The sequence below is a fragment of the Terriglobales bacterium genome (genome assembly GCA_035691485.1).
GTDB lineage: Bacteria > Acidobacteriota > Terriglobia > Terriglobales > Acidobacteriaceae > JAIQGF01.
This window is the reverse complement of sequence record DASSIZ010000007.1, coordinates 1-17,270: the sequence shown is the minus strand read 5'-3', so window position 1 is coordinate 17,270 and position 17,270 is coordinate 1. Positions and strand designations below refer to the sequence as shown.

The 17,270-nt window shown below is 60.6% G+C and carries 17 protein-coding genes and 1 tRNA gene; 13 read left to right on the top strand and 5 right to left on the bottom strand.

Translation table 11 applies throughout. The features are described 5' to 3' along the window. Positions 1-108 precede the first annotated feature (108 nt). The 3 genes from VFI82_00630 (at position 109) to VFI82_00620 (ending at position 1,715) form a co-directional block, all read left to right on the top strand. Positions 109-477 carry a hypothetical protein gene (locus tag VFI82_00630; GenBank protein ID HET7183158.1) on the top strand — a complete coding sequence of 123 codons (369 nt, stop codon included), beginning with the start codon at positions 109-111 and terminating at the stop codon, positions 475-477. Between the two features lie 91 nt (positions 478-568). Next, the gene (locus tag VFI82_00625; GenBank protein ID HET7183157.1) at positions 569-1,297 is read left to right on the top strand and encodes an outer-membrane lipoprotein carrier protein LolA; all 729 of its coding nucleotides are present in this window, start codon (positions 569-571) and stop codon (positions 1,295-1,297) included. Between the two features lie 196 nt (positions 1,298-1,493). Then, complete coding sequence (locus tag VFI82_00620) at positions 1,494-1,715, top strand: hypothetical protein (protein ID HET7183156.1); 222 nt, start codon at positions 1,494-1,496, stop codon at positions 1,713-1,715. On the opposite strand, the gene VFI82_00615 is transcribed toward VFI82_00620, so the two are convergent. After that, positions 1,659-3,113 (bottom strand): glycosyltransferase family 39 protein, encoded by a 1,455-nt coding sequence (locus VFI82_00615; protein ID HET7183155.1) that lies wholly within the window; start codon positions 3,111-3,113, stop codon positions 1,659-1,661. The two genes, VFI82_00620 and VFI82_00615, sit on opposite strands and share 57 nt — an antisense overlap. A 117-nt stretch (positions 3,114-3,230) precedes the next feature. On the opposite strand from VFI82_00615, the gene VFI82_00610 reads away from it, so the two are divergent. From VFI82_00610 to VFI82_00570, 9 genes are all read left to right on the top strand, one after another. Beyond that, entirely contained in the window at positions 3,231-6,716 is a 3,486-nt protein-coding gene (locus VFI82_00610; GenBank protein ID HET7183154.1) for a glycosyltransferase, read from the top strand. 72 nt (positions 6,717-6,788) lie between these two features. Further along, positions 6,789-7,340 (top strand): LemA family protein, encoded by a 552-nt coding sequence (locus tag VFI82_00605; GenBank protein HET7183153.1) that lies wholly within the window; start codon positions 6,789-6,791, stop codon positions 7,338-7,340. A gap of 56 nt (positions 7,341-7,396) precedes the next feature. After that, positions 7,397-9,145, top strand: coding sequence for a DUF2207 domain-containing protein (locus VFI82_00600; GenBank protein HET7183152.1), 1,749 nt, complete (start codon positions 7,397-7,399; stop codon positions 9,143-9,145). A 44-nt stretch (positions 9,146-9,189) separates the two neighbouring features. Next, positions 9,190-9,552: a cupin domain-containing protein gene (locus tag VFI82_00595; protein ID HET7183151.1), complete on the top strand. Its 363-nt coding sequence runs from the start codon at positions 9,190-9,192 to the stop codon at positions 9,550-9,552. A gap of 203 nt (positions 9,553-9,755) precedes the next feature. Next, on the top strand, positions 9,756-10,205 hold the full coding sequence (locus VFI82_00590; protein HET7183150.1) for a hypothetical protein: 450 nt from the start codon (positions 9,756-9,758) through the stop codon (positions 10,203-10,205). After that, on the top strand, positions 10,195-10,620 hold the full coding sequence (locus VFI82_00585) for a phage holin family protein (GenBank protein HET7183149.1): 426 nt from the start codon (positions 10,195-10,197) through the stop codon (positions 10,618-10,620). The genes VFI82_00590 and VFI82_00585 overlap by 11 nt, the downstream gene beginning before the upstream one ends. Continuing rightward, positions 10,617-10,856 (top strand): hypothetical protein, encoded by a 240-nt coding sequence (locus VFI82_00580; GenBank protein ID HET7183148.1) that lies wholly within the window; start codon positions 10,617-10,619, stop codon positions 10,854-10,856. The genes VFI82_00585 and VFI82_00580 overlap by 4 nt, the downstream gene beginning before the upstream one ends. A gap of 185 nt (positions 10,857-11,041) precedes the next feature. Next, complete coding sequence (locus tag VFI82_00575; GenBank protein HET7183147.1) at positions 11,042-11,377, top strand: PilZ domain-containing protein; 336 nt, start codon at positions 11,042-11,044, stop codon at positions 11,375-11,377. Beyond that, positions 11,378-12,016 (top strand): response regulator transcription factor, encoded by a 639-nt coding sequence (locus tag VFI82_00570; protein ID HET7183146.1) that lies wholly within the window; start codon positions 11,378-11,380, stop codon positions 12,014-12,016. 44 nt (positions 12,017-12,060) lie between these two features. Here the strand turns inward: VFI82_00570 and VFI82_00565 are convergent, their stop codons facing one another. From VFI82_00565 to pruA, 4 genes are all read right to left on the bottom strand, one after another. Further along, on the bottom strand, positions 12,061-13,326 hold the full coding sequence (locus tag VFI82_00565) for a phospholipid carrier-dependent glycosyltransferase (GenBank protein HET7183145.1): 1,266 nt from the start codon (positions 13,324-13,326) through the stop codon (positions 12,061-12,063). Between the two features lie 155 nt (positions 13,327-13,481). Next, positions 13,482-14,687, bottom strand: a complete 1,206-nt coding sequence (locus VFI82_00560; GenBank protein ID HET7183144.1) for an ATP-binding protein — start codon at positions 14,685-14,687, stop codon at positions 13,482-13,484. 109 nt (positions 14,688-14,796) lie between these two features. Then, positions 14,797-15,168 (bottom strand): response regulator, encoded by a 372-nt coding sequence (locus tag VFI82_00555; protein ID HET7183143.1) that lies wholly within the window; start codon positions 15,166-15,168, stop codon positions 14,797-14,799. A gap of 87 nt (positions 15,169-15,255) precedes the next feature. Beyond that, the gene (gene pruA, locus VFI82_00550; GenBank protein HET7183142.1) at positions 15,256-16,839 is read right to left on the bottom strand and encodes an L-glutamate gamma-semialdehyde dehydrogenase; all 1,584 of its coding nucleotides are present in this window, start codon (positions 16,837-16,839) and stop codon (positions 15,256-15,258) included. Positions 16,840-17,129: 290 nt separating this feature from the next. Here pruA and VFI82_00545 point away from each other — a divergent pair. After that, a tRNA-Leu gene (locus tag VFI82_00545) sits at positions 17,130-17,216 on the top strand. Positions 17,217-17,270 lie beyond the last annotated feature (54 nt).

Here is a 17,270-nt window from a genome sequence, read left to right as displayed (position 1 = left end):
CATTGCCAAGGGCCACGGAATCTCAATAGACTGATAGGAACTTAATTTGCGCGACTCCCGGTCAGGATTCGCGCGTCGAGAAACCGACAACTGTAAATCGCAGCCCTTATGTCCCGTATCTGGCAGACAATTCGCGGTTACATACTCTGGACCGACAAGCGCGGCAGCGTGCGTTACGACATCATGGTCACGCTGATTCTCGCCTTCATCTTTCTTGCGCCCTACTGGTTGAACTTCAAGGACAAACCGATTGAGCGGCTGCCGCATCAAACCGGAGTAGTTGTTTTTCCTGATGGGCAAAGCGGGTTCTTGTTCCAGGTGGACGCGTCGGCTGTGCGAGGCGATCCGGCGACGTTCGAATCCGACCTGCTGCGCGTGATCGAGCCGATTGCCGGCGAGGTGGACATCACCCGCTACGAGCCGGTGCGCGACGCCAAGGGATTGGTGGTTGGCTACAAAGTGTGGGTGACGAGATAGTCTTTCGGTCTGTTAGTGGTTCAGTCTGGCAGAATCTGCGATCTTGAACCGAGCGAGGCGACGGAGAGACTGACCGACTGAAGACTTCACGATGAAACGCACGCTCACCATCACGACGTTCCTCTTCCTCGCATCCGCGGCAATGCTGGCGCAGCTTCCGGTGGCTCCTGCCGCCCAGCCGCAGGCTAAAGCCAGCGCGGGAAGCCTGGAATCGGTGCTGGTTTCGATGGACCGCGCGGCTGCGACCTTTCAGACGGCGCAAGCTGACTTCGTCTGGGACCAGTTCTCGAAGGTGGTGAACGACCACGACCTGCAGAAGGGAACGATTTATTACCGGCGCGCCGGCCATGGCGTCGAAATGTCCGCCATTATCACCTCCCCAACGCAAAAGTACGTTCTCTTCAAAGAGGGCAAAGTTGAGGTGTACCAGCCTGGCATCGAGCAAGTGACGGAGTACAGCGCGGGCAAGAACCGGGCGGATTTCGAGAGTTTCCTGGTTCTTGGTTTTGGCGGGCGCGGTCACGATTTGCCCAAGTCCTTCGATGTCCGCTATGACGGCACCGAGAACGTGGACGGCGTGCAGGCAGCGAAGCTGACTTTGACGCCCAAGCAGGCTAAAGTACGCAACATGTTCCAGACTATCCTGCTGTGGATTGATCCGGCGCGCGGCATTTCGGTGCAGCAGCAGTTTATTGATCCGGATGGCAATTACCGCTTGGCGAAGTACAGCAATATCAAGATGAACCAAAAGCTGGCCGATGATGTGTTCAAGCTTAAGACGACTGGTAAGACGAAGGTGGTGCGTCCTCAGTCGCAATAGGCTTGTCCCGGAATCGCACCGGTTCTAGTGCCAAAAGTGGCGTAATTTTTTGGTTACCGGGCGATTTCTCTTGTGGAATGGAGATTGAACCCGGCTTATACTCGCACTTCCAAGAGGGAATTGTTCCCGCCGGAGCAACGGCAACTCACCCGGGCGTCCAAACGCTCATTACGAACCAGCAGCCGAGACTAACGACATGGCCAAAGTTTTCACTATTCCCGTACCGCCGAATGCCGCTCGCCGCCACAAGCGTGACCGCAGCTCCGACCCGCGTTACGTCGAGGGGCAGCGCCTGCTTGTCGAAGCCATGAAGTACCTGGCACAGAGCAACAAGGATGCCAATCGCCCGGCAATTGACCTGCTATTCGATCATTTTCAGACCAACTTCCGTTCCAGCGACTCGCCCCTGACGCCGTAGGCCAAGACCGGCCGCTCCCAAGACGATCACTGCTGGAAAACATTCCAGCACATAGCGCGGCTCAGGGAAGGCAACTGCGGTGATGATGACCGTGCGCAAAAGCACAAAAGCGGCCAGCATGCCCGCGTAGTGCACCTGTCGCCAGCGCAATAAGCCCACAATGCCGATCAGGACGTAAAAGGCGTTGATCGCGGCCAGCAACAAAGCCCAGGCAAAATCACGGGGATCATCGCGGAACCGCCACCAGTGCGCGCTGAGCGGCAACATCTCCGCTCGCGGTCGGAGCCATAGGTCGGCGGCGCGGAGCAGCGGCAGTTCGACGTAGTAACGGAGAGGGTGGCGCTGGATGTGCTGGTGAGCCAAAGCGTCGAACTGCTCGTCGAGTTCTGGCGTCATGGTGTCGGTTTCGTTGTAGCGGCTGAGTAAATCTTCAGTTTGGTTGCGTTCCTGGTCGCTGTCGAAGGCGCGTGCCGGCAGGAGGCCGATGTCAAGGTCCTCGCTGTCGAGTCTGAACCCTACATCCTCCAGCGACGCGTAATCGACGAACCAGGTGCGCATCCAGCGATCGAAACCGGCGGCATAGAACTCTCCCGGAGCGTTTGCGTGCGCCGGCGCCAGCGGCTGAAAGCGGTGAAACACGCTGAAGTTGCGCGCCGTCCAGGGCAGCAACGGGCCGAGAGAGCAGACCGCCAGCACGATTCCGGCCCAAAAGGTGCGCGCTTTACCAGGCTTCAGCGCGAGCCGGAACAGCAGGCATCCGCCAATCGCAATCAGCATGATTCCGCCGTCGGGACGCAGGTAGATGCCTGCGGCGATGGCGAGCCCGCAAAAAGCCCACCACCGCAGAGCATGACCATTGTCGGATTGCAAGCCTGCTACCGCGCAATCCAGGGCCAATGCCGCCAAGAAGATCGCCGGCGTCTCCGTCAACGGTACGGCAGTGTAGTTGGCCAGCAGCGGGCAGAGCGCTGTCAGCGCGAACGCCCATTTTGCGACTGCCTCGGAAGCGGGTGGTGCGCCGCCGATCACGCGCCGCGCCAAGTCTGCGGTAACAAAGCAAGTCCCAAGGTCAAGGATCGCCTGCGCGAAACGAACGGCGTTGTAGTGCTCCAGGCCGAACACCGCCCACAACGCCGCCAAAAATGCCGGATATCCGGGAAGCCGGATGTACGTTGGAACAATCGTGCCGCCCTCGCCGAGTCCGTAGACGTGGTGCAGCAGCCAGTTCTTGGCGAGATTGCCGTACACGACGCCGTCAAACGTGATGTAAGGGAAGCGGAGGATGAAGAACAGGCGAAGCGCAAACGCGCCGCCGGTGAACCCCAAAAACCAATGGTGGTTCGCGTATATCAGGCCGCGAAAGCCCTGATGCTCCACCGTTTTGGTGCTATTCTGCATCCAATAATCAGAATCTTTCCTGAGTGACACTGCCACGAATACTCCACCAGATGAATGGTGCGCCCGCCAGCGGCTGTATCCCGTGTGTCCGTCATTGTAGGATAAGTACCTGAATTCATGGCGAAGCCGATCTTTTACGACCCGCAGCGCAAACGGTGGAGGCGCATCCGCCGGTTGATGGACGTGTTGGGTTTGAGCGTCTCCATGCTGGTAGTGTTTTTCCTGTTCAGCGCACTGACGCAGGAGACGCTCGGTACGCTGCTGCTTCCCGAGCGGCACCGGCCGTATAAAGCGCTGAAGGAAAAGGAGCGCAAACGTCCCCGCCCGCGTTTTTCCGCCGCCAAGCCCAAAAAACCGCCCACCCAGGTTGTCCTGAATTCCGGCGAAGGGGTGCGGGCAGCGTTTTATGTCACATGGGACGCCGCCGCGTATTCGTCGTTGCGCGAGTATGTTCGGCAAATCGATATTCTTTATCCCGAGTGGCTGCACGTAGTCAGCGGCGACGGCCGCATGCAGGCGGTAAGCCCGGATCTGACGCTCTATGACGTGGTGAAAAACGGCGTCGTGCACACACCGGACAGCAAAGAACGTCCGGTGATGAAGTTCCTCAAGGACGAGAGCGCGGAAACCGAAGTCCTGCCGCTGGTCAATAACTTCAATCCCACGACCAACCAGTGGATCGCGAACATCGAACCGTTTCTCAACCGCCCGGAGGCGCGTGCCTCCTTCCGGCGTGATGTTGCGCAGTTTCTTTCCAGCGACAATTACAAGGGCCTGACGCTCGACTTCGAAGGCTTTCCGCGCTCGGCGCAACCCGGCTTCCGCCAATTAGTAGATGAACTGCATTCCGATTTCCAGGCGCGGGGCATGAAACTGCACGTCGCCGTGCCGGTCAACGACGACGATTTCGATTATGCCTACCTGGCCGCCCATTCCGATGGCGTGATTCTGATGAATTACGACGAGCACTTCCAGGGCGGCGATCCCGGGCCGATCGCTTCGCAGGAATGGTTTACCAAGAACCTGGTCAATACCCTGAAGGTCATCCCCAAGGAAAAGCTGATCTGCGCCATCGGCAGCTATGGCTACGACTGGTCGGTGGTGGAGCAGAGGAAGGGCAAGCCGAAAGTCGATAGCGCGCGCAGCATTGACAACCAGGAAGCATGGCTGAGCGCGTCCGATTCGGAAGCCAAGATCAACTTCGATCCCGACAGCATGAATCCGCACTTTGCCTACGAGGACGAAAAGGGCAAGCGCCACGACGTCTGGTATCTCGATGGCGTGACCGCGCTCAACCAGATGCGCGCGGCGGTCAAGCTGGGCATCAACACGTTTGCGCTGTGGCGACTGGGGTCGGAGGACCGCTCGCTGTGGCCGGTGTTCGATCAGCCCGGCAAGGTGGGCGTGGTGCAGGAACTGCGGCTGGTGCCGCCGGGCCAGGATGTCGACATGGAAGGCGCAGGCGAAGTGGTCCGCATTGGCAGCCAGCCTGCTGCCGGCGAGCGCGCCTTCACCCTCGATTCCTCCACCGGCCTCATCACCGATGAAACCATGACCGTTCTGCCGCGGCCTTATCAGGTTAACCAGTATGGCGCTAACCCCAAGCAAATCGCGCTCACCTTCGATGACGGCCCTGATCCCGACTGGACCCCCAAAATTCTGAAGGTTCTGAAAGAGAAAAATGCCAAGGCGGCGTTTTTCATGATTGGGCTGCAGGCGGAAAAATTCCCGCGCCTCGCGGAGCAGGTGTACGCCGACGGCCACGAGATCGGCAATCACACTTTCACCCACCCCGATATCAGCAATATCCGTAAGGGGTATATGCGGGTCGAGCTGAACCTCGCCGAACGCCTCTTCGCGGCGCGACTGGGCGTAAAGCCGGTACTGTTCCGCCCTCCTTACTCGATCGACCAGGAACCAGACACCGCTGACCAGGTGCGGCCGCTGGAAATCGCCCAGGAAATGGGCTACATCACCGTCGGTGACAAGATCGATCCGCACGACTGGCAAGACCCCCCGGCGGCGGACATCGCCAAGGGAGTCATGGCGCACCTGCCGCCCTGCGATCCAGACGACCAGCGCTGCGGCAACATCGTTCTGCTGCACGATGGCGGCGGCAACCGCACGCAAACGGTGAAGGCGCTGCCGCTGATCATTGACGGACTGCGCCAGCGCGGTTACGAGATCGTGCCGGTTTCACAACTGCTCGGGAAACCCTACAACCAGGTTATGGTGCCGATTGCGAAGAACGAGCGCTGGTCGGCGCGCATCGACCACTTCGGGTTCTGGCTCTTCGGCGTCATTGGAGCGGCCATCGTCATAATATTTTTCCTGGGCGACGTGCTGATGTCAGCGCGGTTGTTCCTGGTCGGCGCGGCGGCGGTCTTTGACCGCTTTCGCGACCGCATACGCCAGCACGACGGTGCGCAATTGGAGGCTGGGGAAGCTTACAAGCCCGCGGTCGCAGTGGTGATTCCCGCCTTCAACGAAGAAAAGGTAATTGTGCGCACGGTGCGTGCTGCCCTTCATTCCAACTATCCGAAGCTGCGGGTCATCGTGGTCGACGACGGCTCTTCCGACCGCACTCTGGACGTGACCCAGGAGGCCTTCGCGAACGAGATCCGGGACGGTCGCGTCACCCTGCTCACCAAACCGAATTCCGGCAAAGCCGAGGCGCTGAACTACGGCTTGGAGTTCGTGCACGAAGAAATTTTTGTCGGCATTGACGCCGACACGGTCATCGCGCGTGATGCGATCTCGCGCCTGGTGCCGCACTTCCTGGATGCACGCTTGGGCGCCATCGCGGGAAACGCGAAAGTTGGCAACCGCGTCAACTGGTGGACGCGCTGGCAGGCGCTGGAATATGTGACCAGCCAGAACTTCGAGCGCCGCGCGCTGAACGTGCTGGGCGCGGTCAGCGTGGTTCCCGGCGCGATCGGCGCCTGGCGAACTGCGGCAGTGCGCGAAGTGGGAGCGTTTCATGTGGACACCGTGGCCGAAGACGCCGACCTCACCATGGCACTGCTGCGGCGCGGCTATCGCGTCCAGTACGAGGACCGGGCACTCGCCTATACCGAGGCGCCGATGAACGCGCGCGGCCTGATGCGGCAGCGCTTCCGCTGGTCCTTCGGCATCATGCAGTCGGTGTACAAGCACCGGGCTGCGTTCGGTCGCAAGGGGGTGCTGGGCTGGGTGGCGCTGCCCAATATCGTGATCTTCCAGATCCTGCTGCCGCTGGTCTCGCCGTTCATCGACCTGATGTTTGTCTACGGCACGTTCATGTACCTTCTCGACCGCTACTTTCACCCGGAAACCGCCGATTTCCGCAGCTTCGAAAAACTGGTCCTCTATTTCGCGATGTTCCTGATCATTGACTTCGTCGCTTCGGCGCTGGCGTTCTTCCTGGAGCGCCGCACCGCCGACAATCGCGAGGACATGAAGCTGCTGCTGCACGTCTGGCTGCAGCGTTTCGCCTACCGCCAGCTGTTCTCCATCGTGCTGATCAAGACCCTGAAACGCGCCATGACCGGCCGGGCTTTCAACTGGGACAAGCTGGAGAGAACGGCGGCCATGCCGTACGCAAAAGTGGGCAGCCTGGACTGAGTGCTGCCCGCGGCCTGGTACTCGGTTATCATAGGCACGGCAATTTCCAACCCGCTTCCATAAGGAGGCCTCATGGGCCTGTTCATCGGTATTGGCGTACTGGTGGTCATTATCGGCATCGTCATTGGCCTGTACAACAGCCTGGTGCAACTCAAGATTCGCGCCGACTCCGCCTGGTCCGATATTGACGTGCAGCTCAAGCGCCGTCACGACCTGATCCCCAACCTGGTCGAGACCGTCAAGGGCTATGCCGCGCACGAAAAGAGCACATTTGAAAACATCGCCAAGTGGCGTTCGGCGGCGATGTCAGCCACCGCTCCCGCCGATCGCGCGCAGGCGGAAGGCCAACTCACCATGGCGCTGAAGTCCCTGTTTGCAGTCGCCGAGGCGTACCCGCAGTTGCGGGCAAACGAGAACTTCATGTCGCTGCAGAAATCGCTGTCCGACATCGAGGGAGACGTGCAGAACTCGCGCCGCTATTACAACGCCGTGGTGCGCGATTACAACACGCGCATCCAGACTTTCCCGGCGAACATGCTGGCCGGCGCCTTCGGCTTCACGCCGCGTCAGTTCTTTGAACTGGAAACTCCGGCCGACCGCGAAGTCCCCAGCGTCAAGTTCTGATGGTGAGAGATAAAAATGCTGTGAGCCCCGGTGCCACGCCGGGGATGACGCTAACCATGCACCGGAAGTGTTGGAGCGCGGGCGCCCTCGCCCGCGTCACTCTGCTCCTACTGCTTCTCTTCGGCGTTGCCGCCTCCGCCTCCGCGCGCAACTGGCGTATTGCCGACTTTCATTCCACCATCGCCATCGATGACCGTGGCGGCGCTATCATCAGCGAACGCATCACCCTTTCCTTCGTTGGCCAATACAACGGCATCTGGCGCAGCATTCCTGTCGAGTATCCCGGGCCGAGAGGCACCAATTACTCGCTGTTCATCAAGGTCGAATCGGTTACGGACGAGAACGAACGCCCGCTGAAGCACGAAATCAGCCGCGACGGACACTACAAGAAGATCAAGATTTACATCCCGGAGGCTGTCGACACCACCAAGATCGTCTTGATCACCTACAGCACGCCGAACGCGGTCCGCTATTTCGACGATCACGACGAGTTCTACTGGAACGTGACCGGCAACGACTGGCCGGTGCCAATTGATGCTGCCTCAGCGCTGGTTTCGCTTCCCGAAGCTTCCGCCGGCAGCTTGCGCGCGCAGGCATTCACCGGCGCTTACGGTTCGACCAGCCGCGAGGCGACCGCCGAAGTCCGAGGCTCGCATGTCGAGTTCGAAACCAACAACCCGCTGCCCATGCGCGGCGGGCTCACGGTAGACGTATTCATCCCCAAGGGCATCCTGCATCAGCCCGGCGCTCTGGCGCGCCTGGGATGGTTTCTGCGCGGCAATCCCGCGGTGTTCATTCCGTTCTGGGCCCTGCTGGTGATGTTTACGCTCTGGTATTACAAGGGCCGCGACCCTAATCCGGGCATCTCGGTTGCGCCCATGTACGAGCCGCCGAAAGGAATGACGCCGGCCGAGGCGGGCACGCTGCTGGACGACAGCATCGATCCCCGCGACATCACTTCGACGCTGGTCGACCTGGCGGTCCGCGGCTACGTCAAAATCGAGCAGATCGAAACTCCTGGCCTGCTGTTCCACGGCAAGGATTATGTTCTTCACCTGCTGAAGCCGAACACGCAGTGGTCGGACCTGGCGCCATTTGAGCGCGTGATGCTGGAAAACATTTTCTGGGGCGGGGAAAATACCAACCTGTCCAGCCTGCGCAATCGCTTTTATACGGCGATTCCCGTGATCCAGCAGGACATCTTCGCGGCCCTCAAGCGCAAGGGCATGTACTGGCTCGACCCGCAATCGGCGGCGGGATATTCGGTGCTGGGCGCCATCATCAGTGCGGCGCCGTTCGTACTCGGCCAGGTCACCGGCTACATGAACTTGCTCGATTCGGTGTGGCTGACGGTGGTGGCAATCGCGATTGCGCTTGTCATTGTCTGGCTGTTCGCGCGCCAGATGACCTGCAAGACCTTGCTCGGGGCGCGCACGCGGGTGGAGATCCTGGGCTTCCAGGAGTTCATGAACCGCGTGGATCGCGATCGCATTCAGCGCATGCCTCCCGACACTTTCGAGAAATTTCTGCCCTACGCAATGGCGCTAGGCGTCGAGAACCATTGGGCGCAGGCGTTCGCCGGCATTGTGACCCAACCGCCCAGTTGGTATAGCGGCCCACCCGGCAGCGGCATGTTCAATCCTGTGTTCTTCTCCAGCAACATGCACACCATGGCGCAGACCGTGCACCAGACTTTCGTCGCAGCCCCACGGGCCAGTTCTACCGGCTCGGGCTGGGGTGGCGGCGGTGGCGGTGGAGGATTTTCCGGCGGTGGCTTCGGCGGCGGCGGCGGCGGGGCGTTCTAAGCAGCATATTATTTCTGGCCAAGACTCGCGGTTCCGGAGGTCCCATGCTCGACGTCGTTTTAAAACGCTTCGAAAAACCCGACGAGGTCCGCACGTTCGATAAGGGCAAGTTCGAACTTGTCCATATCGGCGGGATGACGATCGGCCGCGCCACCTACCAGCCGGGATGGAAGTGGTCCGTCGACGTCGGCCAGGCACTCGGGAAAAAAAGCTGCGACATTGAGCATGTCGGAATCGTCATATCGGGCCGCGCCACCGCCGCCATGGATGATGGCCGTGTCGTCGAAATGAAGGCTGGCGATGTCTTTTACATCGCACCCGGCCACGACAGTTGGGTTGTCGGCAGCGAGGCCTATGTCTCGCTGCACTTGCTGGGCGCAAGCGATTATGCAGCTCACAAATCATAACTAATCTTAGGCCGGCGCTCTCGGCGAAGCTGCTTCTGGCCAACTGCATCTCTGGACCAGCACGGCATCCGGTACGCAAACAATGCTTCCGGCCCCTGAAGCTGCTGCATCTCTGTCTTTTCCCCCAACATCCCCGGAGGAATCATCATCCAACCTTTAGGTAAACCGGTCACCGTCCGGTGAACGTGGGGGGGGAAATGCCTATGGCAAATCGGGTGTACCCGAACAATCAAACGCGTTTCGAGGCTTATGCGGAGCCGGGCCCTTTGACCGACGAGCCGCAGTATCACCCGAACTTCACGCCGGCAGGAAGGGTGGAAACCCGCTCCAATCTGGCGCTGAACAGCGCTGCCGAGCGCGTGGGAAACATGGTCGGCAATGCGGTCGAGAAGGTGAAGGAACTGCCGGATCGCTTGCAGGACATGAAAAAGCGTTTCACCGTGATCCGGGGGCGCTCCAAGGAAGAGCTTTCCAGCAAGGCCGGTGAAATGGCCGAGGAAGTGAAGGAAAAAGCGCAGCGCGCGGTCTCGGACGCGCGCACCCGAGCCGAACTCATGGCGCGCGAGGACCCGATGAGATTCATCGCCAGCGCTGCCATTCTCGGCGTGGTGCTGGGCATTGTGCTGCGATTTTGGAGGGATCATGGCGACTAGCAACATCAACCTGAACGGACGCACCCTGGCCGGGGTGATTGCCGAATTGAAGGACGAGGCGAAGGAATTTTTCAGTACCCGCCTGGCCATGCTGCAGTCGGAAATGAAGGAAAAGCTCAGCGCCTGGAAGATGGCGCTGCCCGTCCTCGTCATCGGTCTGGTCATGCTGGGCACCAGCTGGCTGCTGCTGACCGGCGCCATCGTGGCTGCAATCAGTGTGGCTTTCGGCGACAATCCGTATGGTCCCGCCATCGCACTCGCGATCGTGTTCGTGTTCTACGCCGTGATTGGCGGTCTTGCCGTGCTGTTCGCGGTCCGCTCCGTGCGCGAACACGGCGTGGTTCCTGAGCGGACGATGCGCGTCCTGAAAGACGACAAGGTTTGGATTTCCAATGAAGCGAGGGTACAGCTATGAGCGCTTCCGCGAACCTCGGCGCCAACGTTCCGACCGACATCCTGGAGACGCGCGCTGCCGAACAACGCCGGCGGATCCACGCTTCCGTCCTCGAATTGCGCGAGCAAATCGACGAGAAGCTCGATGTCAAGAAAAGAGCGGCGGAGTATGTTCTGCCCGCCTCCGGCGCGGCCGCGTTCTTGGGCCTGCTTTTCGGCTACGGCTTTGCCTCCATGTTCAGCCGCCCCCGTTTTTGATTGCTGTCCTGCCGCCACCAGGGAGTCTGGGTCGGACTTCCCTGGTGGGACCAAGGTAAGCACCTGTGCCGAGTTGGCTTACCACCCGGAGACTCCACCTTGTTTCTTTTTTGCAGCGTGTCTGCTGTGGTATAACGCCCCCAGCAAATCAAGGAGTTGGGTTCCGGAACGACGGAGGCATTCTCTTGTCCGAAGCGCGCACTGGCCGGCGTTTTCCTCTTACGTTAGCCGTCAAGATTAAGAACGGCACTGCGAAGCGCACTGGCAAAGCCACCACCAACGACTTGAGCGCCGCGGGCGTGTTCATCACCACCAACCTCCCGTTCCGCAAGGGTTCCACAGTGAGTTTTCAGATCACGTTGCCCGCTACCATCATCGGTTCCAGCAACGATGTGAATGTGAATTGTGCCGGGCGCGTGGTGCGGGTGGACTCGCCCAAGAGCGGCAAGCGGCGGGGCGTGGCGTGCGTGATTGATCGTTACCAGTTCGTGCCGCAGCGCAAGCCGCGGGAGGCCAAGTAAATGCTGAAGATGGTCCTGGCCGACAAACAGGCTATCTTCCGCGCCGGAATCGCCAAGGTCCTGGGCGTGGAAGACGAAATTCGGATCGTGGCGCAGGTTCAGTCATCGGACCAGATTCCGATGTCGCTGGAAAAATTTCGGCCTAACGTGCTCGCCTTTGCGGCGAATCTCGCTCCCAATCTCGCCGAACTTGTCCAACTGGCCGCGCACACCAAGACCCGCCTGGTCATCCTCGCCGAGACCGGCGAGAACGGGCACGCGTTCGTCAACTCCGGCGTACACGGCGTCGTCTATCGCAACGTCACCGGACCGGCATTGCTGGAGTGCGTGCGCAAGGTCGCCCAGGGAGAAACCTGGATCCAGCAGCAGACGCTGGCGCCCGAGGAGCAGGAGAACGACATGGTGGGCGCGCGCGTTCGCGACCGCCTCACGCCCAAGGAACTGCGCATCGTGGCGCTCATTGTGCAGGGATATAAGAACAAGGATATTGCCACCGAACTCGGCACCACCGAGCAGGTGATCAAGAACTACCTGCGCAATATCTACGACAAGATTGGCGTCTCCGACCGCCTGGAATTGGCGCTCTTCACCATCCACCACCGGATCCTGGCGGAAGCCGCTGCCGCGACCGGAAGATAACCCGGCGGCGGGCATTCTTTCGTTCGCCGGATGAGCACCGCGCTCTAGCGGCAACCCAGTACGCACGTCCAGGCTGCATTCAAGCCCACCATGGCTGGGTAATACCCCAGAAACACCACCGTCGCTGCCAGCGCCAACACCAACGCGGGACGAATTCCAAAAACGGCAGGCACGCCGCGAAAGGCAGCGGCGATCATCGGACCAAGAAACATGCTCGCAAAACCATAGTAGTAATAGTAGGTAAACGGCCGGGGAGCGATCGCCCACACCAGCAGATTCGCCAGGTAAAACAGGACAATCACGATTTCGGCAAACTCCAGGCGCCTGATCGCCCGGTAAATACAAACCACCAGGGCAACAAGTCCCGCCCACACGATTACGATATTGCCGACCAGGTAATCGGGAGCATGCTGGGGAGCGGTGCGAATCACCCACTGGTACCAGGGCAGCGCCAACGCCGGGTCGCCGGGGGAATGGCTGTGGTAGTTCACCATCCAGCGATGCATGGCCACCATGTCCGCAAGCGTGAACGGCTTGCCTGCTGCGTGATAAAGCGGCAGGTACGCGGCTACATAGATCAACGCCGGTGCCAGCCACAAAGCGCATAACGTGCAGCCCAGGCCGGCGGAGGAGAGATTGCGTCCTGCCAATGAGCTGCGGCCCACCGTCAACAGGGTGACGCTGATCGCCTGTGTCACTGCCAATCCCACCAGCGCATTCCATTTGCAGCCTACCGCCAATCCAAACAAGACGCCGGCCGCGAGCAGGAGCGCCCGCCGCACTGACACGCTGCAAGGGAGCTTCAGTGCAGCCGTGTATGCAAGCACCGCCCAAATGCTGAAGGTGAAGACAAATATCTCCAGCATCGCAGTCCGTGCCAGCACGAACCAGAAACCATTGGCGGCGGTGAGCAGAACGGCGAGCAGCGCCAAGCGCCTGTTCTCCAGCAACAGCTCGCACCACCAGAAGACCGCCACCAGCGCGAAACCGCCGCACAGAACCGGCGCGATCCGCCATCCCACGGGGTTATCGCCGAACCGCCCCATGCCGGCGGCGATCAGGTATTTGCCGACCGGAGGATGTTCCACATTCCTGGCGGAAGCGTGCGCCAGGAAAGCGCGCGCTGCGCCGACGTAATACTGCTCGTCGAACACCATCTCGCGGCGCTGGCCGATGCGGATGAACAGCAAACAGAATGCCGCGACAAAGATAGCCAGTGCAATGCTGGCGCTGCGCATCACCGCGCCACGCGAGGTGATGCTGCCGCCGGCGCAAACCGGTGCCGATACGTCAAGGGCCTCTGTTCGCACAAGACTCCAATGAGCGGTTGGATCGAACTGCGGCCATTATCCATGGATTTTTGAAAGGACGGCGTTGGAAATGCGGTGCGGACCTTGTCCTGCAATGGCGTTTGCGAAGCAGCAAGGAGCAGAACCAGTTCGGAGATCGGGATGGGAAGTCGCGACTAGGCCGTTTTCGTGGTTCCGTCCGCCGACGGCAGCACGATCGTGAAAGCTGTTCCTTTTCCTACCTGACTGCGGAAGGAAATGTTGCCGCCGTAGGAAAGCAGGATCTTCTGCGCGCCCGACAAGCCCAGGCCGGTTCCCGATGGCTTGGTGGTGAAGTAAGCAAAAAAGATGCGCTTCTGGGCTTCCGGCGCAATGCCGACTCCGGTGTCGCACACCGTCGCGACCACGCTGTTTCCGCGAGACTCGCAAGTGATGGTGATACGGCCGCGGCCCGGCATCGCTTCAATGGCATTGATGATCAGGTTGGTGAACACCCGGCGCAGGTCGGCAGCATTGGCGTTCACCTTGGGCGCCGACTGCAGGCGGGTGGCGACTTCGACATTCGCCTTCTCCCACAGCGGCCGGGTGAGTTCGACCGCTTCCTCGATGATGTTGCACACGTCCAGGGGCCGCAGCGCGCCCTGCCCGTTGCGCATGTACTCGCGGATGTGCTGCACCATTTCGGCTCCGCGATGGACCGTGTTCTGGATCATGTCGAGCAGGGGCTTGCGCACTGCGGCAGGACGGTCCTGGCTCATCGCCAGCACGGCCGCGGCCTGGCCGATGGTATCGAGAATATTGTTGAAGTCGTGCGCCAGGGCGGCTGCCATTTGGCCGATGGCGCGGTGCCTCTCGATGTCGCCGACGCGCTGCTGCAGGTGGGTCAGTTCGGTGACGTCGCGCGCAATCATCAGAACGGCAATTACGTCCCCACGATCGTCATGGATGGGATTGGCTGATACCAGCAGTTCGTAGACCGCGCCGCTGACTGGGTTGTGCACGATGCGGCGCGCCTGCCTGACGGCGTGGCCTGCCAGCGCAGCGCGCAGATCCGGCGGCTTGCCTTCAGGTCCCTTCACCAACCCGCTGATTTCTTCGGCGCTTATGCCATGAATTTGCTCGCGCGTTTTGCCGATCAGGCTTGCCGCCGCGCTATTGGCGTCTACGATGCGGCCGTTGGAATCCATAATCACGGCCGCTTCCGGAATGCTTTCGAGCAGGGTGGTGATTTCAATCTGACGCCTGGGATCGATCGTATCCTTGTCCTTGCGCCCGCGGCGTTCCACCAGGTGAATTCTGCCGGCCAGCAGCACCACTGCACAGCCTTGCACGATGATGTGCAAATGCCTGGAGGTCTCGAAGATGAGTCCACACAGTGACATTTCGCCCTGGGGCGGACAACTATGGTCCGCCAGTCGTGCGGTCTTGCGGGAATCGTGCTCAAAGTTTGGATGGCGCAATTTGGCGCAGGGGATGTGCGGCAAATTGAGATCAGTGGGAAGCAGCTCTGTCGCTGGTCTTGAGCAGCTCGTTCACGATGGTGACCAGCTCTTCCGGATTGACCGGTTTTTCCAGGTACAGATCGGCGAGCGGTTCGGCGGCCTGGAAGGCTTCCGCCACGTATCCAGAAACAACTACCACCGGCGTGCTGGAGTGAGTCTTGGCTGCCTGGACCACGGCGCGCCCATTGGCATCGCCGAGCCGCCAGTCGGTCACCACGGCGTCGTAACTGTTGCTCTCGAGCTTCTCGATGGCGTCATGCGCCGAGGTGGAGGCGGTAACCACATGGCCCGCGGCTTCCAGGATTGCGCATTTCAAAGTGACGACGTTGGGCTCGTCGTCAACGCAGAGAATTCTCGCCATAGAGAGGTCCTCGCGGCGCGCAAAGAGGCCGCTTCGATGTTGCCCGATATTGTTGAGCACGCCGTCTGGCTTGTCAAATACGCAACATTAAGTCTGCTTTTCACCGATCGACTTGGCTTGCGTGAACAGGTACAGGTAATCGGGCCCGCCGGCCTTGGAGTCGGTGCCGGACATGTTGAAGCCGCCAAATGGGTGCGCGCCCACCATCGCTCCGGTGCACTTCCGGTTCAGGTACAGGTTGCCGACGTGGAACTCGCGTTTCGCCTTCTCCAGCTTCTCGCGCGAACTGGAATAGACCGCTCCCGTAAGGCCAAATTCCGTATCGTTGGCAATTTCCAGGGCATGGTTGAAATCGCGCGATTTGATGACCGCCAGCACCGGTCCAAAAATCTCTTCCTGCTCCAGCTTCGATTTCGGTTTGAGGTCGGCAATCACGGTGGGTTGAATGAAGAAGCCTTCGCCGTGCTTGGTGTCGCGGCGACCGCCGGTGATCAGGCGGCCTTCCTTCACGCCGTGCTCGATGTAGCCCAGGATGGACTTCATGGAGCTTTCATTGATCACCGCGCCCATGCTGGAGTTCTGGGTGGGATCGCCGAGCGTGATCTTCTCGACGCGCGCTTTCAGCATGTCGAGGAAGCGGTCGTAAACCTTCTCATCGAGGATCAGGCGCGAGCAGGCGGAACATTTCTGGCCCTGGAAGCCGAAAGCGGATGCAGCAACGCCTTCGACCGCGGCCTCGAGGTTGGCGTCGGCATCGACGATGATGGCGTCCTTGCCGCCCATCTCCAGCACCGTGCGCTTGATCCAGATCTGGCCGGGGGCCTGTTGCGCCGCCACCTGGTTGATGCGCAGGCCGACTTCGCGCGATCCGGTGAAGGCGATGTAACGCGTCTTGGGATGTGAGACCAGCGCGTCGCCAAAGCTGGCGCCGGCGCCGGGACAGAAATTGACCACGCCTTCCGGCATTCCCGCCTCAATCAGCGCCTCCACGAACTTCTGCGCAATCGCCGGGGAATCGCTGGAGGGCTTCAGGATGACCGTGTTCCCGCTCACGATGGAAGCGCTGGTCATGCCGCCCATGATTGCGCCGGGGAAATTCCAGGGCGGAATCACGATGCCCACCCCGAGCGGAATGTACCAGAGATAATCGCGCTCGCCGGGCAGTTGTACCGGGGGCTCGGCCTTGGCCAGGCGAAGGGCTTCGCGTCCGTAAAATTCGAGGAAGTCAATCAGCTCGGCGATGTCGGCATCGGCCTCGGCGTAATTTTTGCTGACCTCGAAAATCATCCAGGCGGAGAACTCGTGCTTGCGCCGGCGGATGATGTCGGCGGTGCGGAACAGCAGGCCGGCGCGCTCCTCGACCGGGGTGCGACTCCAGGACTCGAAGGCTTTGAGGGCTGCCTTCATCGCCGGCTCCACCTCTTCCTTGCCCGCCTTCTGGAACAAGCCGACGAGCTCATGAGGATTGGCCGGATTGATGGAGCGGATCTTGTCTTTGGTGGTGAGCTGCCGGCCGCCGATGATGAGCGGGTACTCGCGGCCCAGTTGCGCGCGCACTTTTTCAATGGCGGTGCGCATGGCCTGCAGATTTTCCGGCTTGGCGAAGTCGGTGGCGGGTTCGTTGCGGAAGGGGCCGACAGCGACAGCTTCGGGTGCGTGGACAGTAGCCATAATTGCGATCCTTTTTCGGTCCCAGGGCGAATGGGACCAAGTCCAAAACTATCTATTCTAGCAGCTAGGGGCGAGGGGGCAGGGCATATGCCGCGTGTTTGCGGGGATGTGTCAGGTTCCTGAAACGGGTCTCACGGCGAGTTGAATCCGGCATCTGCTCTGGGGAGAGTCCCGCCGGAACATTGGCGGGATTTTCTTCTACTGAGTGGCTCCTACTGAGTGGCTGGGCTCCGGCGCTGGTTGCAAACCAGGCGGCCGTGCAATAACCTACAGCTACTCGCCATAGCAAGGCCGGGATGGCGGAACTGGCAGACGCAGCGGACTCAAAATCCGCCGGGCTTCGGCCCTTGGGGGTTCAAGTCCCCCTCCCGGCACCAATTTTCCCTCTTTGTCTTGAATGGCCTGCGGGTTGTCTGGCCCCGATCCGCGAA